This is a genomic window from Burkholderia sp. AU27893, from assembly GCF_002223205.1.
GTDB lineage: Bacteria > Pseudomonadota > Gammaproteobacteria > Burkholderiales > Burkholderiaceae > Burkholderia.
This window is the reverse complement of the sequence record NZ_NKFD01000004.1, coordinates 2,275,915-2,291,945: the sequence shown is the minus strand read 5'-3', so window position 1 is coordinate 2,291,945 and position 16,031 is coordinate 2,275,915. Positions and strand designations below refer to the sequence as shown.

10 protein-coding genes and 1 pseudogene are annotated in these 16,031 nt (G+C 57.9%); 7 read left to right on the top strand and 4 right to left on the bottom strand.

The annotated features are described in order from the left end of the window. Positions 1–166: 166 nt before the first annotated feature. Complete coding sequence (locus CFB47_RS40780) at positions 167–6,031, top strand: hypothetical protein (protein WP_143330879.1); 5,865 nt, start codon at positions 167–169, stop codon at positions 6,029–6,031. Beyond that, positions 6,028–8,334, top strand: a complete 2,307-nt coding sequence (locus tag CFB47_RS30110; RefSeq protein WP_089463191.1) for a glycosyltransferase — start codon at positions 6,028–6,030, stop codon at positions 8,332–8,334. Before CFB47_RS40780 ends, CFB47_RS30110 begins: the two co-directional genes overlap by 4 nt. Before the next feature lie 269 nt (positions 8,335–8,603). Here the strand turns inward: CFB47_RS30110 and CFB47_RS30105 are convergent, their stop codons facing one another. Continuing rightward, positions 8,604–9,062 (bottom strand): GNAT family N-acetyltransferase, encoded by a 459-nt coding sequence (locus CFB47_RS30105; RefSeq protein ID WP_089463190.1) that lies wholly within the window; start codon positions 9,060–9,062, stop codon positions 8,604–8,606. 213 nt (positions 9,063–9,275) lie between these two features. Between CFB47_RS30105 and CFB47_RS30100 the strand changes: the two genes are divergently transcribed. Together CFB47_RS30100 and CFB47_RS30095 are read left to right on the top strand one after the other, a co-directional pair. Continuing rightward, the gene (locus CFB47_RS30100) at positions 9,276–9,650 is read left to right on the top strand and encodes a VOC family protein (RefSeq protein WP_089457580.1); all 375 of its coding nucleotides are present in this window, start codon (positions 9,276–9,278) and stop codon (positions 9,648–9,650) included. A 194-nt stretch (positions 9,651–9,844) separates the two neighbouring features. Continuing rightward, positions 9,845–10,522 carry a hypothetical protein gene (locus CFB47_RS30095; RefSeq protein WP_089463189.1) on the top strand — a complete coding sequence of 226 codons (678 nt, stop codon included), beginning with the start codon at positions 9,845–9,847 and terminating at the stop codon, positions 10,520–10,522. 86 nt (positions 10,523–10,608) lie between these two features. Here the strand turns inward: CFB47_RS30095 and CFB47_RS30090 are convergent, their stop codons facing one another. Continuing rightward, positions 10,609–11,580 carry a LysR substrate-binding domain-containing protein gene (locus CFB47_RS30090; RefSeq protein WP_089457582.1) on the bottom strand — a complete coding sequence of 324 codons (972 nt, stop codon included), beginning with the start codon at positions 11,578–11,580 and terminating at the stop codon, positions 10,609–10,611. 136 nt (positions 11,581–11,716) lie between these two features. Here CFB47_RS30090 and CFB47_RS30085 point away from each other — a divergent pair, with 136 nt between their 5' ends. The 3 genes and pseudogenes from CFB47_RS30085 to CFB47_RS30075 all read left to right on the top strand — a co-directional run bounded on the left by CFB47_RS30085 (position 11,717) and on the right by CFB47_RS30075 (position 14,877). Next, positions 11,717–14,017, top strand: coding sequence for an NADP-dependent malic enzyme (locus CFB47_RS30085; protein ID WP_089463188.1), 2,301 nt, complete (start codon positions 11,717–11,719; stop codon positions 14,015–14,017). A gap of 153 nt (positions 14,018–14,170) precedes the next feature. After that, positions 14,171–14,305, top strand: a pseudogene (locus CFB47_RS41835) (GNAT family N-acetyltransferase); the annotation flags it as partial. Positions 14,306–14,415: 110 nt separating this feature from the next. Continuing rightward, a complete protein-coding gene (locus CFB47_RS30075; RefSeq protein ID WP_179258996.1) occupies positions 14,416–14,877 on the top strand; it encodes an SRPBCC domain-containing protein in 462 nt (153 codons plus the stop codon). A 17-nt stretch (positions 14,878–14,894) separates the two neighbouring features. Here CFB47_RS30075 and CFB47_RS30070 read toward each other — a convergent pair whose 3' ends face one another. Then, positions 14,895–15,050 carry a hypothetical protein gene (locus CFB47_RS30070; protein ID WP_242808535.1) on the bottom strand — a complete coding sequence of 52 codons (156 nt, stop codon included), beginning with the start codon at positions 15,048–15,050 and terminating at the stop codon, positions 14,895–14,897. Positions 15,051–15,057: 7 nt separating this feature from the next. Continuing rightward, entirely contained in the window at positions 15,058–15,987 is a 930-nt protein-coding gene (locus CFB47_RS30065) for a LysR family transcriptional regulator (RefSeq protein WP_089443296.1), read from the bottom strand. Positions 15,988–16,031: the final 44 nt, after the last annotated feature.

The following is a 16,031-nucleotide window of genomic DNA, read 5'->3' as shown; positions in this document are numbered from 1 at the left end:
AGACCGGTCACGGTACAGCGACTGTGCGTTGGATTGCAGTAGTTCGCAAATAGACAGGTTTCTGTCCGTGTGTATACCTAGTAAACAGTGATCGCCGCACATCAGACATAACTGATAACATTGAGACGAGCAAGGCAAAAATCAATCAACACAGTCAGCATACGAGATGAAGCGTTCGCAAACCCGGGGACCACAACGAGGATCGCTTCCCGCGCTCTTCTATCGAGACAACGGCAATATTGACATAGAACTAATTGCCGATATGTGGAATCGATCCGTTAGCTCCATACGGAAAATGAAGCCGCTGATTGGGCCAGAGAAATTTTCGAGTGGAAGCGATACAGATCGATTTCATGCGCTTGCTTCGCTGGCGGAAGATCGCTCGATGCGCAAGCGGTGGTACGAAGACTATGAAGCCAGAAAAAAAGATATCGTGGCTTCATTTCCACTGCTTGCTCAACGATATGTGATCCAGATCGCGCCGGAACTGGACTTGAGCGGCGAGGAAATGAGCCGTGCATTCAAGAAAGCACCCGATGGCAAGTTCTACCCAGACTTGGCTCATGTAGGCGATCTCGCTACGACTCTCCTTAAATATTTTGATTCCCATCCGCGCGAGACAGCGCTTTTCGGCTGGGCGCTGATGGAACATGCGCAGATGAGCAAGGCGCGTGGGCTTGCAACTAAGGAAGCTGCTTTGCGGCAGTTTCCAGACATGCTGATGCAGGTACTGGAAGAGAGAGGGGCAGACGCTCTGTTGACTCTCCTTGGTCCGCCGCTGAGAGAATCTCGGGGTGAAGTGACCGACAACAATGAGAAGTCTCAGCTTGTGCACGAATTTCGGCGGTCTTCCTCGGCGTTGCTTGATAAAGCAAAGATAATTCCGCCGGCACAAACAACGCGGGATCCAGGAATTGAGTCCGTGCGGGTGCGGATGACCACATGCTACAACAGTACCACTTCTGAACTAGAGGCTCGGCAGCGATTGTTGGCGGCGCTCTGCGCAGAACTGTCCGAGTCGCGAGATCCTTTGCAAGTGGTCAACAAAATCAAGGTCAGGGTTACGGAGACAGAGGGGGTTATTGAGAAAGCGGCGTACGAGCGGAATGTCATTGCCACGGAACTGTTGGCAAGAGTTGATACCCTGCCCGGCCTTGGTAGTGTACCAAAGAGGTGGCTTGAATTGCCTCTCATCTTTGGCTTGCGTGGCGAAGCACACGAGATCGATTTGTTTTGCGAGGACATGCAGCGGCTGCTCAATGTCAAGCTTCGGTTTTCAACCTTGCCACTTGAGACGGTTGAACATTTTCGTGCTCGTATTGATGAGAGCATGCAAGGAGACCGTGCGCATGGACTGATGACACTGCTCCAACTGGCAAGCGACGCTGAAACATATTCGGCGGATCAACAGGTGCGTGCCGCGGCGCTGAAATACATCGGAGCTGTCGCCGAGAACACGGAGTGGCTGGCGACCGACGACACAGGCATGGACGCCTACTGGCCTAAGTTGGCTAAAACCATTTTGCGTGCGAAACCGCTGGATCCGGTTTCGTGGTTGATGTGTCGACACGCATTTTCGTCTGTTCTTACAGAAATAATTGTCGTAGCAAAGACTGAGCTTGAGCCGCGATGTAACGTTGATATCGTAAGTGTCTGCAGATGTCTGTCGGCTCTGAGTCCGTATCAACTCGAACAGCTTTCTGAGGCTGTACCCGGACTGGATACGGCGATAGCTCTTACCCAAGCATTTGGATTTCTAGTTGCGCTTAAGTTGCGTGATGAGAAAAAGTTTGACTACTGGTCACTGAAGCCACTTCGCCGTTATACGAAAGATGCTAGCGACACGGAGCTTCCCCTTCTCGACCGTCTGCTCGCAACTATCTTTGCAGAAGGCTCTGCCGGCGAGGCTGACAATGCTATTGCTGAAATAGTCGAGATTTCGCGTGAGCGCCAGACCGAGTTCGATAGCGCACAGCAAAATGATACGAAAACATGGGCTGCTCTTGATCAAATCCTTGCATTTCGCCCGCGTGGTCTCGGACATTACGCCGCGCTGTGGCGCATTGCGTACAGAGACTGCATAGAGCCGCTTATAAAGATTAGAAAATCGGAATCGTTACTCGATTGCGCAAATCTACTTCTTGATGCAATAGAAGACATTGACGTCGATGCCGCATATCCGCGGTGGGTTCGCGCAACGGATGCCCCAATTCTCAGTGAGTCTCAATATGAGGCTGCGACCAAGGTGTATGTTACCGGACGTCTGGAAAAAATCCGCGACTGGTGCGCATCTACGCTAGAAGCAGCGACGGATTCAGTATCGTCTCGTCAATCCATTCGTGCTGTACTTGCAGCCTCGCAGACTTCACCAGATCGTGATCGATTGATGACTTGGTTGAAACAAGCGGGAACCGATCTGGCGGAGCGGCAATTGAGCGTTCCGGTGCTGCGATCAGATGAGCAGGATACGTTATTTGGCATAGGCTTTACTCCTACCGTCCAGATGCCGCGCTCCTACCTCGCGTGGCTTGCCGGAAAGCCAGTACGTTGGGCAGGAGTGGTGACCGATGCTTTAGCTGGTCTTGCCGGCGCGACAGGGCCTTCGGCATTATGGAGCTTTTATCGCGCGAAAAAGTCACTAGAAGCTCAGGAACGATTGCGAGATGAGTGCAATGATGAGCTTCCAGAGATGGACACTAGAGCGCTCGATCAGGAACTACAGTTTCAGTCGCTGAAGTTGGCCATTCGCATTTCCGATCTGCATTCAAAGCTACTTTCAATGGATACGACGGGTAGCGCGAGTGCTGTTGAGCGGCAGGCGCGGCTCTACTATGAGGAGAAGCGGTGGACACTCTGTCACGAGAAGATTAGCGAGCTGACCAAACTGGTCCAGGCTCTGGAGGATCGCTACGCTGAAAGCGAAAAGCGCGCCAATCTTGAGCGCGATATTGCAGCTCTTAACGGTGCTTCTGACGCGAGCGCCAGCGTTGCAGTGCTTGAGGAAACACTCGCCACACTCCTGAAAAACTCTTCCAGTCGCCGCCAGCATATTGTCGTACTCGAACAATTTGCTTCGACTCGCAACCTTACACAAAATCTAATCGAGGTGGCTCTAGAGGCTGTCCGACATCTAAGCGCTCCGCAACGATTGCCCGACCCTGATGGTTCTGCATTTCTAGCGGAGGCCTGGGGTGCTTTCCTGTCGCCAATCTCGGAACAGCTGAAGCGCCCCCATGTCCTTGTGCCAGGGTACAGGGAACTACTGGAGGTACTTGCGGGAAAAGTGATTCGTGTCATGGGTCATGAGCCGGCCGCCGGGAACATAGATGCTCCGTTTACCAACGCCTGCATTGACTGTGCGCAGCTTCTTGATTCTGCGGCGAGCCCCTCGGACCTTGAGGCGCTCATCGGTAGATTTGCAGAGGCCGCAGAAATGCCTGATCTCGTTGAGCTTCTCGAGACACAGGGGATGTCTGCATCCGATAATCAAGCGTCCGCTGGCGAAATGGCTCCTGCTTTTTCCGTCGTGGAACGCGAAGGCGAAACGCAGCAGTCTGGGGCCGGGAACGCGATTGCTGCAAGTCTAGAGTGGATAAAGCGCCACTCTGTTGAAACGGGGGTAGTTAGCCAGGATTTTCGCCATATATTTAAATCAAGCGAATGGTCATCTGGCATTGCATATTGCCTTCGCATACTGAACGGGGTGCAATCCATCACGATTTCAGAGAATTCGCGTGAGCGCGATGCGCTACTCATTGGGATCGTTTGCACGGCACAAATGCCCAATGCTCTTTCTGATTCAGAGGCCTGTACCGCGCTAGGGTTGCTCGGCTTATGCGAAGACTCTAGCGTAGCTCAGTGGATACTTTCGGAGAAAGGGCGTTTCGGTGGTAACGTTGCTGCCGACCTGTACGGTGGAGTGCTTGTACATTGGGCCGCAGGCGACATCACCGATTTTGCAAAGGGTCGTACTGACGCGCGCAATGCTGTTACGTCGGCGATCCGGGCGCTGGGAGATATGTCAGGACTTAAAGTTCCGCGACAGGAGGCAACCGCTTTGTTTGGTATTGCCCCCGCCGCTGGCTTCCCTGCTGGACTTGCCGTCAAGTCAATCTGGGATGCGTTTACTGGAGACAAGGGGCAGGCGGAAGTCAGAGCGTCATTTATGCAGATGCTCTTCAAGGCAGGTCTCTACAGACATGTCGGCCTGTGCTTTACATTTTTCCCAATTGAGATGGAAAAGCGAGTTGCATTGGCTTATGCGCAACTGCTTCAGAATTCAGATTCCGCTCGTGGCCGGGAAGCGTTGGAAAACATTCGGAGTGCGTCGCAGGCCAAGCCGTTTGTTGCTTTTGCTCAAGCCGTACTCGCGACACTTTCACGTAGCCAAGGTTTGCCCGCTGAAATCCTATTTGCAGCTCCGCTCGAAAAAACCGCAAATCACCGTACCTGGCTTGGTGTACTAACGATTAACCCGCGAGCGATTAATCCCCCGCTCGACATCGAGATCGAACTCCCGGTCGATTGTGGGATGAAATTCATAAATGGGCGTAGAAAAATTAAGTTTGAGGGACCGTTTCTCGAAACTCGGGATGAGCGTATAGAGTTACTCATCGATGTTCCCGAGATCCACTCAACCATCATTAGTGCTCGCTGTGTTTTTCACACCCTTGAAGACTCAGACGTGGTAGCAGATGTAGGGCTGAACATCCATGTGGCGGGTCTTGATCCATTCAAGAGTGTAAGTGATGAACAGATTGAAAGTGCATTCAATTATTTTCCTCAGTTCCAAATGCGTGGTGATCAGTACGTTGTGAGGGACGAGGATGAGAAGAAAATTGAAACGATTCTATTTGGTCGTGAGCGCGCTGGCAGTCTTTGGCTTTCCAGTCCCCGAAGATCGGGCAAGACGACTATGCTTTTCCGGATTCTTGATGCGTTTTCACACGTCATGGGTCGGGACAATGGCATCATTTTTCTTTCGTTGGATAAGGGCTTTCAGTCGGTCGAGGAATTCAATAGGTGGGTATGGTTGCGAGTTCAGTCAAACGAAGAAAATAGCGATTTAAGGGATTTGATCGACGATTTCTCTCGGATTGGGGAGGGGCTGCCATTCGCCGCAGGAGCGGATGTCTTCTTGACTGCTCTATCGAAAGAGATACTGAATAAGATACCCAAGCTTACTCGTGTGTACTTCCTTTTTGATGAGATTGACAAACTTGCGGAGATGACGTTCTCAAAAGGAAAGGGGAAGGAAGTTGCCACTGAACTGACCTGGCAGTTTCGCTATATCCTCAGCTCCCAGCCGGCCATCGGCATCGTTTTCTGCGGTTCGAATCCCGCAAGACAACTTTTTGTGCGAGATCCGGCGGCGGCGCTCTATAACAGCATTACGAACTTCGAGTTGACGCCTTTTGGAACAGAAACAGATCTTCAGAAACACAGATCGCGAGAGGTTGTTGAGCCAGGCGTGTTGCGGGGTCGATATCGCTTTCCAGACAAGACCCTGACCTTCCTAATAAGAATCACGGCTGGGATTCCCTATTATATGAAGCTTGTAGCTGGCGCTACCTACGGTGTCGCGAAACAGGCCTATCTTATGCCGTCTGATGTTGCGAATGGATTGACGGCCTTGCTGGAGAAATCCACGGGAGTGACCGCCTTGGACAGTCTGGACGACCCAGGCGAGGATGAACTTCGCGTACTGGTTGCTCGACAAGATGAGGACCAACTGCTTATTCGCAGTGTGCTCTATGCGGCTGCAGAAATAAAAAGCCCCGTGTCAGGCGGACATCTGATGGTGCGCGAGCTCAGCTCCGACCGGTCACCACTCGTTAGCCGGTACAAGCTGTCGAGGGCTGACATCAATTCGGGGTTGGAAAGCGCGCTACAGCTTGGTTATCTGCGCCGGTTACGCGACATCGCGGCGGTTGAATTCGCTATTCCAATGCTTGGAGAGTCCATCCGGGCCCGTTCCGGAGCGCTTTGGGCCATCATCAACGACAAGCTGGAACAACGGTCTTCACAATGAACGATTTACTGATCCCCGCATCATCCGTTGAGACCGCTCGAAAAATTGTGCGATCGTGGGCAACTCCCCGAAGCAATTTTATTATTGTCACTCCACCGTTAACGGATGCCTCGCCGGTCATCGACAAATTGTTGGACGAGCACTTTTACGACGAGTGCGGGATTAACGGAAAGCTGCCAGCGGTCGCGCGTTTCCGTGCGGGACGCGTACAGAGCCCTGAGACATTTGTAGCTAGCATTGTGTCGCAATGGAATGCCGCTGGCGCCACATTTAATCCGAGCAACGACATTGGTGCAGACCTGGCCAATGCAGTGAGACTGCTGCGCGACGCAGGACGCATTCCGGTTCTTGTGATTGAGGCGTTTCATCGCGCTATCAGGAACCTAACTTGGGACGTAGGCACTGCGTTGAGGACACTTGAACATTCGCTGCAACTAAGAACAGTGGTTGAGATGCCTGTCAAGTTGAGTACGCTGCGTACTCGATGGGCCGTGCAGCAGGATGAACCCCCGTTCTTTGCATCGGATTTCGGTCAGGGCCATGGGACGCATGTGCTGGGAGCGTACACAGATGAAGAGGTGGCTCGGCTTGCGGTCGCGCATGGGCTCTCGGACTGGAAAGGTGAGGCCGTGTTGCGGCTTTCTGGGGGTATTCCTGATCTCGCCTGGTGGCTTGCCCGTGAAATACAGGATTGTTCAAGTCTCGACGACATCATGGCATTTGCGGAGAGAGATGCATACGATATTTGTCATCGCTTTCTGAAATGGCTTGACGGTCCCGACGAGACATCATTCACGAAAGCCCTGCAAACACTTCATCGTGGAGGTACGATTAAGTCTCTCGTCGTAACCCTGGATCGCCACGATTGGGCGCAATTCATCCTGAACAAGAAAGGGCAGTTAAGATCCGGCATGCTTGGAATGGCATCATTGCATAAAATGAAAGGGGAAGGAAGTGTGATGGCATATGCCAATCAAATTCCCTCTTCAAACCTATGTCGAGCGGACGCCTTCGTGATCGAAGCCGATTCAGACGGTGCGAATACTGCAAGTCCCACTCACAACGATTCATCACATGATGACTCGAAAGATACTGTCGAGACGATAATCGTGGCGGCCACATGCTGGGGGGTGGTGCATGGAGGTATCAACTCGTTTAACCTTGAGTTCTGCAGAGCGCTCGTAGCAAATTCGCCTACTAGCCGGCGAGTGATTTGCGTGGTTCCGACTGATGAAAGTATCAGGGAAGATTTTCTAGGTGTAGAAGTGATTGCAATTCGAGCTCAAGGAGATCAGGAATTTTTCGATTTTGATGTCAACCTGGTCATTGACCGTCTTTCGAAAATCGCGAATATACGATATGTCGTGGGGCATGACCTGAAAACTGGTCTGTTTGCGAATGAACTGGCACGTCGGCTTTACGCTAGATCTGTCGTTTTTTGCCACATGGCTTACGCTGCATATTACGCAATGATGCGACCGTCCGCAGATAGTGAGAAAAAAGAGCAAGAACAGCGGACAGTATTCGCGGCAGCAGACGCTGTTGTTGCTGTAGGTCCGAAATTGATCAAGCATGTCAAATCAATTCTCCGGACCACCACATCACGCAACCGAAGCTTTGAATATCTCCCTCCTTTGCTCTCAGTCGATCCCGTCGATGAGCCGAGGCCAATCGCTTGCATAACCTATATTGGGCGCCTTGGAACTGGGCCGGAACTCGTCAAGCAAGGGTATCTTGCGGTGACTGCTATCGGCAGCGCATTGAAAGCGGCTAATCTGAGAGATCCGATCGTTAAAATTATCGGTGGGATAGAAGGTGCTGAAGAGCAAGAATACAAAGACCTAGTCGTTAGACAGGCAGGGCGGCTGGTAAGTACGCATTTTCTACGTTTTAATGAGAAAAGGGATGATGCTCTTGCGTACATCAAGGACAGCAGTCTGGTCGTGATGCCGTCGGTGCATGATGGATTTGGGCTCGTCGGATGGGAAGCAATCTCCTTGGGTATCCCGTTGATAATTTCGATCAATACGGGACTGTATGAGCATCTCGAAAGCATCGGGCTACATATCTACGTTGGCGCAGTGGACATACGAGGAGGTCTGTCCGCACCTGATCTCAATGATGTGGATGTGCTCTCAGCCGAAATTCTGAAGAAGCTGGCCGACCCTGAAAAATCTCACGCGGATGCCGCCACATTGTTGACGCGGCTCAGACAGCAGCCGACTGATGCGATAGCGCAGTTCTGCCGCCAGATGGATGAGACGTTTGATGGCGGTCGAGCGACGCCTCTGAAAGTGGGCTAGGCTCGGTGCGACCTGCTGCGGACCACGACTCCTTGTCAGGGGATTGAACGTGTCGGCCCAATGTCGGCATCGGCCGAAGAGCGAGCGTCCGTCCTCTACGATTGGATGGCTGGTTTCAGTGCGGAGCCGGCGCCTGGACGTCCGACAACCGACGCATGTGAACGACGCTTCGTGGCCGTTTGTCGAGGGGGGCACTAGTCGTTTCTGATGCTGAGCAGTCCGTCAATCTCGCCAATGACGAGCAGGTGAGGCGGGTCGGATAGCCGAAGCTACCGCGTCAAACAATACAAGACATCGGGGCAGCCTTCCTCGTTCCTGCTCCCGTCGCTGTACGCAATTGCAACGAACCCGTGCCGTTCATAAAACGCAGCGGCGTCGAGATTCATCTGGAACGTGTAGAGCTGGAGCTTGCCAACCGTCTGCGATTTCACCGATTCGAGGAGTGCAGAACCAATCCCTCGTCGCTTGAATTCGGGGCATACATACAACTGGTCAAGCCATGCCACGCCGTCGGCGACAACGTGCGCGGCCATGCCGACGATGCGGTTGTCGTTCACGGCGACGGTAACGTTGCCCGACGGCACAAGTCGGTTGGCAACCCAATCGCGGACGGCGGTTTCCGAATGCGCAAGCGGCGCATAGGATGCCAGCGTGTTGCGCGACCGTAGATAGACGTCAGCCACCTCTGCGGCATCAGCTGCAATCGCTCGACGCAAGATCAAGGGCATGAATCTCCCGCTCCGAAATCGTCAAAAGGTGCACAACGATAGCAGTGTGGAATCGAGCTTCCAATATCGCGCAGCATGCTGTTGAAACTGGCGAAATCGGAAGTTTTGTTCGGTCGCGAGCGGGGATGCCGGCGACGGCCATGTGTGGCAACATCGCGGTGATTTCCACATTCCATCCGGGTGCCGGCAGACCCATCTATCCGAGGGGGAGTCATGTTTGACCATGTCAAATTCGGCGTGACCGACTATGCAGCGAGCAAGGCGTTTTTCCTGAGCGCACTCGAGCCGCTTGGCGTCGTGGTGCAGGGCGAGGGCGAGCCGTCGTACGGCATCGAGATCTCTCCGCCGGGCAAGCCTTCGTTGTGCCTGTTCCAGACGACGGAGAAACCGGCCCATCTTCACATCGCGTTCGTGGCCGACAACCGGCAGCAAGTCGACGCGTTCTATCGCGCGGCGCTGGCGGCCGGCGGGAAGGACCATGGCGCGCCGGGGCTGCGGCCGCACTATCACGCGAATTACTACGCGGCGTTCGTCATCGGGCCGGATGGACACAATATCGAGGTGGTGTGCCATCAGGCGCAGGGGTGAGCTGCGCAAGCGTGTGGGACGCGGCGATCAATGGAGCGTCCCACCTCACGCATTGAAGGCCCCCGCGCTATCTCGCGAACCGCCCCGACGGGCGCCATTTCGGTAGATCGCCGGCCGCAACCGCTCATTCGACAGAACCGGCCGGATCATCGACAATTCGCGCCTATCAAAACATGAGAGAAGAGGGCAGGCGCATGCGCGGGTTCCGTAAAACGCTTGGGGTGATCCTGGGCCTTACCGTCGTTGGCGTCACCGGCGTTCAGGCCGCTTCCAGCGAACTCGCCTTCCCCCGTTTCGCCCAGGCGGAGGGTCGAACGGACACCGACGGCCTCCCGCTGTCCGGCGTGAAACTCTGCGTGCTTCCCGACCGTGCGCCATGCTTCCAGATGCCACCCGCGCCGCTTCCGAATTCGCCGAAGGAGCTTTACCAGTTCGGGCTGACGCCAAGGTCCGAGCGGCTGCCGCTTGCGTCGGGCGGCTCGTGGGTGTTCTTCTCGGGAATGTTCTCGGGCGGCGGCAGCGGGATGCTGGAGCGCGTGGCGATCCTGCGTTACGGCGCGAACGGCAAGATCGAGAACCTGATGCCGGAAGTCACGCAGACCGAGCTGGCCGACCGCGCGATGTGGAAGGTGCCGGACGTGTCGCCTTATCCGGTGTTCGTTCGCGCCGATTATGTGTGGGGCAAGGACGAGAGTCATTTCGAAGCGCACCTGTTCGACGTCGATGCGTGGGTGTTCGATCCCGCTGCCAACCAGTACAAGAAGCGGTTTTCCTACCGGACGACCAAACGCTATGACCGCGGCGAGGGCTCGGACCATGTGCTGAGCGCCGAGCGTGCGGAAATCCTGCGGCGCCTCGCGGCCGGCAAGTAGCCCGGGGCCGGTGGCGCACCGGGAAGCCGTCGAGACGCACGACGGGTTTCGGCGGCCCGTTCAACGCAGGCGTGGCACGTGGAACCCTACCGCTGCGCGTCTCCGTAAGTCTCCCTGCAAACCTCGCGCAACGCGTCGACGAGCAGATCCCGCGCCGGCGAGCGCGACTCGGCGGCGCGGGTAAACAGCGCGATGGGCGGGAGCGTCCACACCAGCGAGTAAGGCACGATCGCCACCCCGGCGATCCGCACCAGTTCTTCCGCGATATCGGCGGGCACGATCGAGACGGCCTCGTCGCTCGACGCGATCATCTCGCCGATCAGCTTGGATGAATAACTCTCGACGATCGGAACGGGCGGCGCGATGCCGGCCGACAGGAACAGGTCGGTGACCTGTTCCCGCATCGGCGTATGCGGCGCGCCGAGAATCCAGTCGAGCGCGTGCAGCTTGTGCCAGTCGAGCGCGGTGCGGGCCAGTTTCGCGGCAAGCCGCCGGCTCGCGATCATGCGCGGCTGCTGCTGGTACAAGACCTCGAAGGAGACCTGCCCCAGGTCGATCGCCGACGACGCCCGCCCGATCACGATGTCGACGCTGTGATCCCTGAGCTGCAGCAGCAACTGATCGCTGGTGCCTTCGTGAATCGTCACGGTCAGGCGCCGCTCCATGCGCGCCTGCAGCCGCTTGAGCGCCGCCGACAGCATCTGCCCGGAAATGAACGGAATCACGCCGATGTGCAGGTGGGCCGCATGCCCGGCGGCGACGGCCTCCATCTCGCGGGCGAGGTGGTCGAGATCCTTGATCATCGCCTTCGCCCGCTCGAGCACGACCGCGCCGAGCGCGGTGGGCCGCATGCCGCGCGACGAGCGCTCGAACAGCGGCGTGCCGAACATGCTCTCCAGCTCGGACAGCGCATTGGTCACGGCCGGCTGGCTGCTGGCCATGTGTTCCGCGACGCGCGTCAGCGACCCGTGCTGCTGAATCTGCAGCAACAGCACCAGGTGCCGCATCTTCAGGCGGGCGCCCAGCCGCCTGACCACGTCGTTTGCGTCAAAATTCATTGACTGGTCATGTATCCATCATGAAAAAGTGATGGACCGATATTAAAACAGAATCAACACCTTATGGCAGATCCCTAGAATCCCCTTCATGGATCGCGCCGGGACTGGCCTGGCGCCCGAGCCCGGATCGAAAAACATGAAACAGACTGAGACACAGCAGCAGGCAGCATTCGACTATCACGAATTTCCGACCCCGGGAAAGATCTCGGTCGTCGCCAGCAAGCCGCTCGTGACCCAGCGCGATCTCGCGCTGGCGTACACGCCGGGCGTGGCGGGCGTGTGCGAGGCCATCGCCGCCGATCCGCTGCAGGCGCACCGGTTCACGAGCCGCGGCAACCTGGTGGGCGTGATCACGAACGGCACGGCCGTGCTGGGCCTGGGCAACATCGGCCCGCTCGCGTCGAAGCCGGTCATGGAAGGCAAGGCCGTGCTGTTCAAGAAGTTCGCGGGGATCGACGTCTTCGACATCGAGATCAACGAAACCGACCCGGACAAGCTGGTCGACATCATCGCCGGCCTCGAGCCGACCTTCGGCGGCATCAACCTCGAGGACATCAAGGCGCCCGAGTGCTTCACGGTCGAGCAGAAGCTGCGTGACCGCATGAAGATCCCCGTCTTCCACGACGACCAGCACGGCACCGCCATCACCGTCTCCGCCGCGTTCATCAACGGGTTGAAGGTGGTCGGGAAGTCCATCAAGGAGGTGAAGGTCGTGACGTCGGGAGCCGGCGCCGCGGCGCTCGCCTGCCTGGACCTGCTGGTCGACCTCGGGCTGCCGGTCGAAAACGTGTGGGTGACCGACATCGAGGGCGTCGTCTATCGCGGCCGCACCACGCTGATGGACCCGGCGAAGTCGCGCTTCGCGCAGGAAACCGACGCGCGCAAGCTGGCCGAAGTGATCGGCGGCGCGGACGTGTTCCTGGGCCTGTCGGTCGGCGGCATCCTGACCGCCGACATGCTGAAGGCGATGGCGCCGCGCCCGCTGATCCTCGCGCTGGCCAATCCCACCCCGGAAATCTTCCCGGAACTGGCGCATGCGACGCGCGACGACGTCGTGATCGCGACGGGCCGCTCGGATTACCCGAACCAGGTCAACAACGTCCTGTGCTTCCCGTACATCTTCCGCGGCGCGCTGGACGTGGGCGCGACGACGATCACCCGCGAAATGGAGATCGCTGCGGTTCACGCGATCGCGGGGCTGGCCGAGGAAGAGCAGAACGAAGTCGTCGCGGCGGCCTACGGCGCGTACGACGTGGCGTTCGGCGCGCAATACCTGATTCCGAAGCCGTTCGACCCGCGCCTGATCGTGCGGATCGCACCGGCCGTGGCCAAGGCGGCGATGGACGGCGGCGTGGCGAAGCGCCCGCTGACCGATCTCGACGCGTACGTCGAGCAGCTGCAGCAATTCGTCTACCACTCCGGCGCGTTCATGAAGCCGCTGTTCGCGACGGCGCGCCGGCTGGTGCGCGATGGCGGCAAGGCGCGGATCGTCTTTACCGAAGGCGAGGACGAGCGCGTGCTGCGCGCGGTGCAGGTGATCGTCGACGAGAAGCTGGCGCGGCCGATCCTGGTCGGGCGTCCCGAGGTGCTGCTGGCGCGCATCGAGCGGTTCGGCCTGCGGATCCGGCTCGGTCAGGATGTCGAAGTAACCAATCCGGAATATGACGAGCGCTTCCCGCAGTACTGGACGAAGTACTGGGAGCTGCGCTGCCGGGACGGCATCTCGAAGGAGATGGCACGGGTCGAGATGCGCCGCCGCCTGACGCTGATCGGCGCGATGATGGTGCGGCTCGGCGATGCGGACGGGATGATCTGCGGGACGGTGGGCGAGTATCACAACCACCTGCGGTTCGTCGACGAGGTGATCGGCAAGAAGCCGGGGGCGTCGACCTATGCGGCGATGAACATCCTGTTGCTCGACCAGCGGACGGTCGCGCTGGTGGATACGCACGTCAACGACAATCCCGACGCGGAGCAGATCGCGGAATTCACGATTGCCGCGGCGCGCCAGATGGAATGGCTGAACCTGACGCCGAAAGCGGCGCTGCTGTCGCGGTCGAACTTCGGGTCGGGGAGCGCGGCGTCGGGCGTGAAGATGCGCCGGGCGCTGGAGATCGTCCGGGAGCAGGCGCCGGACATCGAGGCGGACGGCGAGATGCATGGCGACTGCGCGCTGGATGAAGGGTTGCGGGCGAAGCTGCTGCCGATGTCGCCGCTGAAGGGCGCGGCCAACCTGCTGGTTTGTCCGAACGTGGATGCGGGGAATATCGCGTACAACCTGCTGAAGACCGAGGCGGGCAGCAACGTGGCGGTGGGGCCGTTCCTGCTGGGCGTGAACGCGCCGGTGAACATCCTGACGTCGAGCGCGACGGTGCGCCGGATCGTGAACATGGCGGCGTTGACGGTGATCGAGGCCAACCGGAATGTGGCGGGCTGATTGATCGGTTGTTGTGGGGCGGCTGAGGCCGCCCCTTGTTTGTCGGCATTCGGCCATTTTGAAACACTCGACGCCGCCGATTGAACTGCCGACAATCATCTTTCCCGGACACGCATCGATCAATCGGCATGAGCGCAATCAAACTGTTGAGGCCTCGATGCAACGCTGAATGCAGCGCCGTTCTATCGCAGTTGTGGTTGGACGGGCGACGCGGTTTCGGTATATCGGACGACGCGTGGATTGGAATTGGCGTGCGTACCGATGAATAAGTGCATCGCCCTCGCGTAGGCTGCATTCCGTGCCGCGTGCGCTTGCGCTTGCGGGCAGGAGCAGATGATCGCTACCGATCGCTCTCGATGACCATGGACCTGCCGACCACGAAATGTCTCCGAGGCCTTATGAGCACGACATCCGATCATCTGTGTGATGAGCCCGTCGAACGTACGATCTTCGTCGCCGCGCCCATCGAGATCCTGGCGGCCAGCCTTGCCGAGCCGTCGCGGATGGCCGAGTGGATGGGCGACGACGTCATGCCGGTGTCTGTCGAGCATGAGGGACGCGCGGGCGGCTTGATCGTCGTACGCGGGCGGCAGCACGTGCCGTTCGAGAATCGTGGCCGCATTGTGCGCTGGGATCCGCCGCGGCGTTTCAGCTGGACGCACCTGAGCACATTGTCAAACCTGCCGGACGAGCCGGCCAGCTACACGACGCTGGATTTCGCGCTGGAGCCCGCTTGCAGCGGCACGACGCTCTCGTTCACGATGCACGGCTTCCCGACGCTCGTCATCCGCAAGCATCTGGTGCTCTACTGGGCGGTGACGCTGGACGTCATCCGGCGCCATGCGGAGGGCTACGCTTGATCCGAGACGAACCTGCGTCATTGAATGCGAAGAAACATACCGGCTTTCTCGGGAAGTAACGACGGCTGGAAGCCATAGCGCCCGTAGAACGTCGGCGTCCCGTGATCCGCCATCAGACTGACATGGGCAGTCGGTGGCGCATTCTCGTGAATGTAGTTGATCAGTGCTCGCATGACCAACTTAGTCGACGAACGGCAGCCGCTCCACACCGCGCCAGATCTGGCTGTCGACGATTTCGTCGACCATCGCGAGAACCATCCGCTTGCCTTCAAGCACCGCTTGCGAATGCGAGCGCGCCGCATTTTCACAGAGCGCCCAGGTGAGATAGGCGCCCCGGATCGGACTCCACGAGATTGATTCTTCCCAGAACGCGTTGCCGCTGACCGCGCAACATGGCGTCACGGTATCCGCGATTCCCCGCCGAGCGAGGTCCATCGACAGATGCATTGCATCGAGTTCGAACAGGATGTCGAGTTCGACATTGCGACGGACCATCGCGTGCTCGATGGTCGAGCGGATGACATTCTGTTTTCCCGCCAGCGCGAGTTTGCGATCCCTGAGACGCGACAGCGGCACCGCTTTGTCGGGCCTCAAGCCGGCATCCTTGGCACTCACGAGAATGAGCGGCTCCCGAACGAGTGGAGTATGGACATAGCCCTGCGGCGGCGACGCTTCGAACGGGACGATGGCGAGGTCCAGCATGCCGGCATGCATGACGTCACGAAGCTCGTGGCTCACGCCCTCGTGAACACGAAGCCTCACGCGTGGATAGTCGGCGACCAGGCGCGCCACGAAGTTCGATGTGAACAGGTTGCGCCAGGAAGGCGCAATGCCTATCGCCAACTGGCCTGCCGCGCGGTCGCCCACCTGCTCGACCAACGAAGTCAACTGACGAAGAATGGGCCGCGCGCGCTCCATCAGCAGCGTGCCGGCCTCCGTCAGCTGAACGCCGCCCTGCGTTCGCGTAAAAAGCTTCGCGCGAAGTTGATGCTCGAGCAGCGCGATATGGCGCGATAGCGCTGGCTGGGAGAGCCGCAAGTCAGTTGCGGCCTTGTTGATACTGCCGAGTTCGGCAACACGCAAGAAGTACTCGATAAGGCGAGAGTCCACTGGCGCCTCCGTGCATTCCAGTTGGGTCTATTGCACAAGCAGGG

Excerpts from the sequence above, each read along its gene's own strand:
- CFB47_RS40780 (WP_143330879.1), top strand. The coding sequence starts at position 167 with ATGAAGCGTTCGCAAACCCGGGGACCACAACGAGGATCGCTTCCCGCG.
- CFB47_RS30110 (WP_089463191.1), top strand. The coding sequence starts at position 6,028 with ATGAACGATTTACTGATCCCCGCATCATCCGTTGAGACCGCTCGAAAA.
- CFB47_RS30105 (WP_089463190.1), bottom strand. The coding sequence starts at position 9,062 with ATGCCCTTGATCTTGCGTCGAGCGATTGCAGCTGATGCCGCAGAGGTG.
- CFB47_RS30100 (WP_089457580.1), top strand. The coding sequence starts at position 9,276 with ATGTTTGACCATGTCAAATTCGGCGTGACCGACTATGCAGCGAGCAAG.
- CFB47_RS30095 (WP_089463189.1), top strand. The coding sequence starts at position 9,845 with ATGCGCGGGTTCCGTAAAACGCTTGGGGTGATCCTGGGCCTTACCGTC.
- CFB47_RS30090 (WP_089457582.1), bottom strand. The coding sequence starts at position 11,580 with ATGAATTTTGACGCAAACGACGTGGTCAGGCGGCTGGGCGCCCGCCTG.
- CFB47_RS30085 (WP_089463188.1), top strand. The coding sequence starts at position 11,717 with ATGAAACAGACTGAGACACAGCAGCAGGCAGCATTCGACTATCACGAA.
- CFB47_RS30075 (WP_179258996.1), top strand. The coding sequence starts at position 14,416 with ATGAGCACGACATCCGATCATCTGTGTGATGAGCCCGTCGAACGTACG.
- CFB47_RS30070 (WP_242808535.1), bottom strand. The coding sequence starts at position 15,050 with ATGCGAGCACTGATCAACTACATTCACGAGAATGCGCCACCGACTGCC.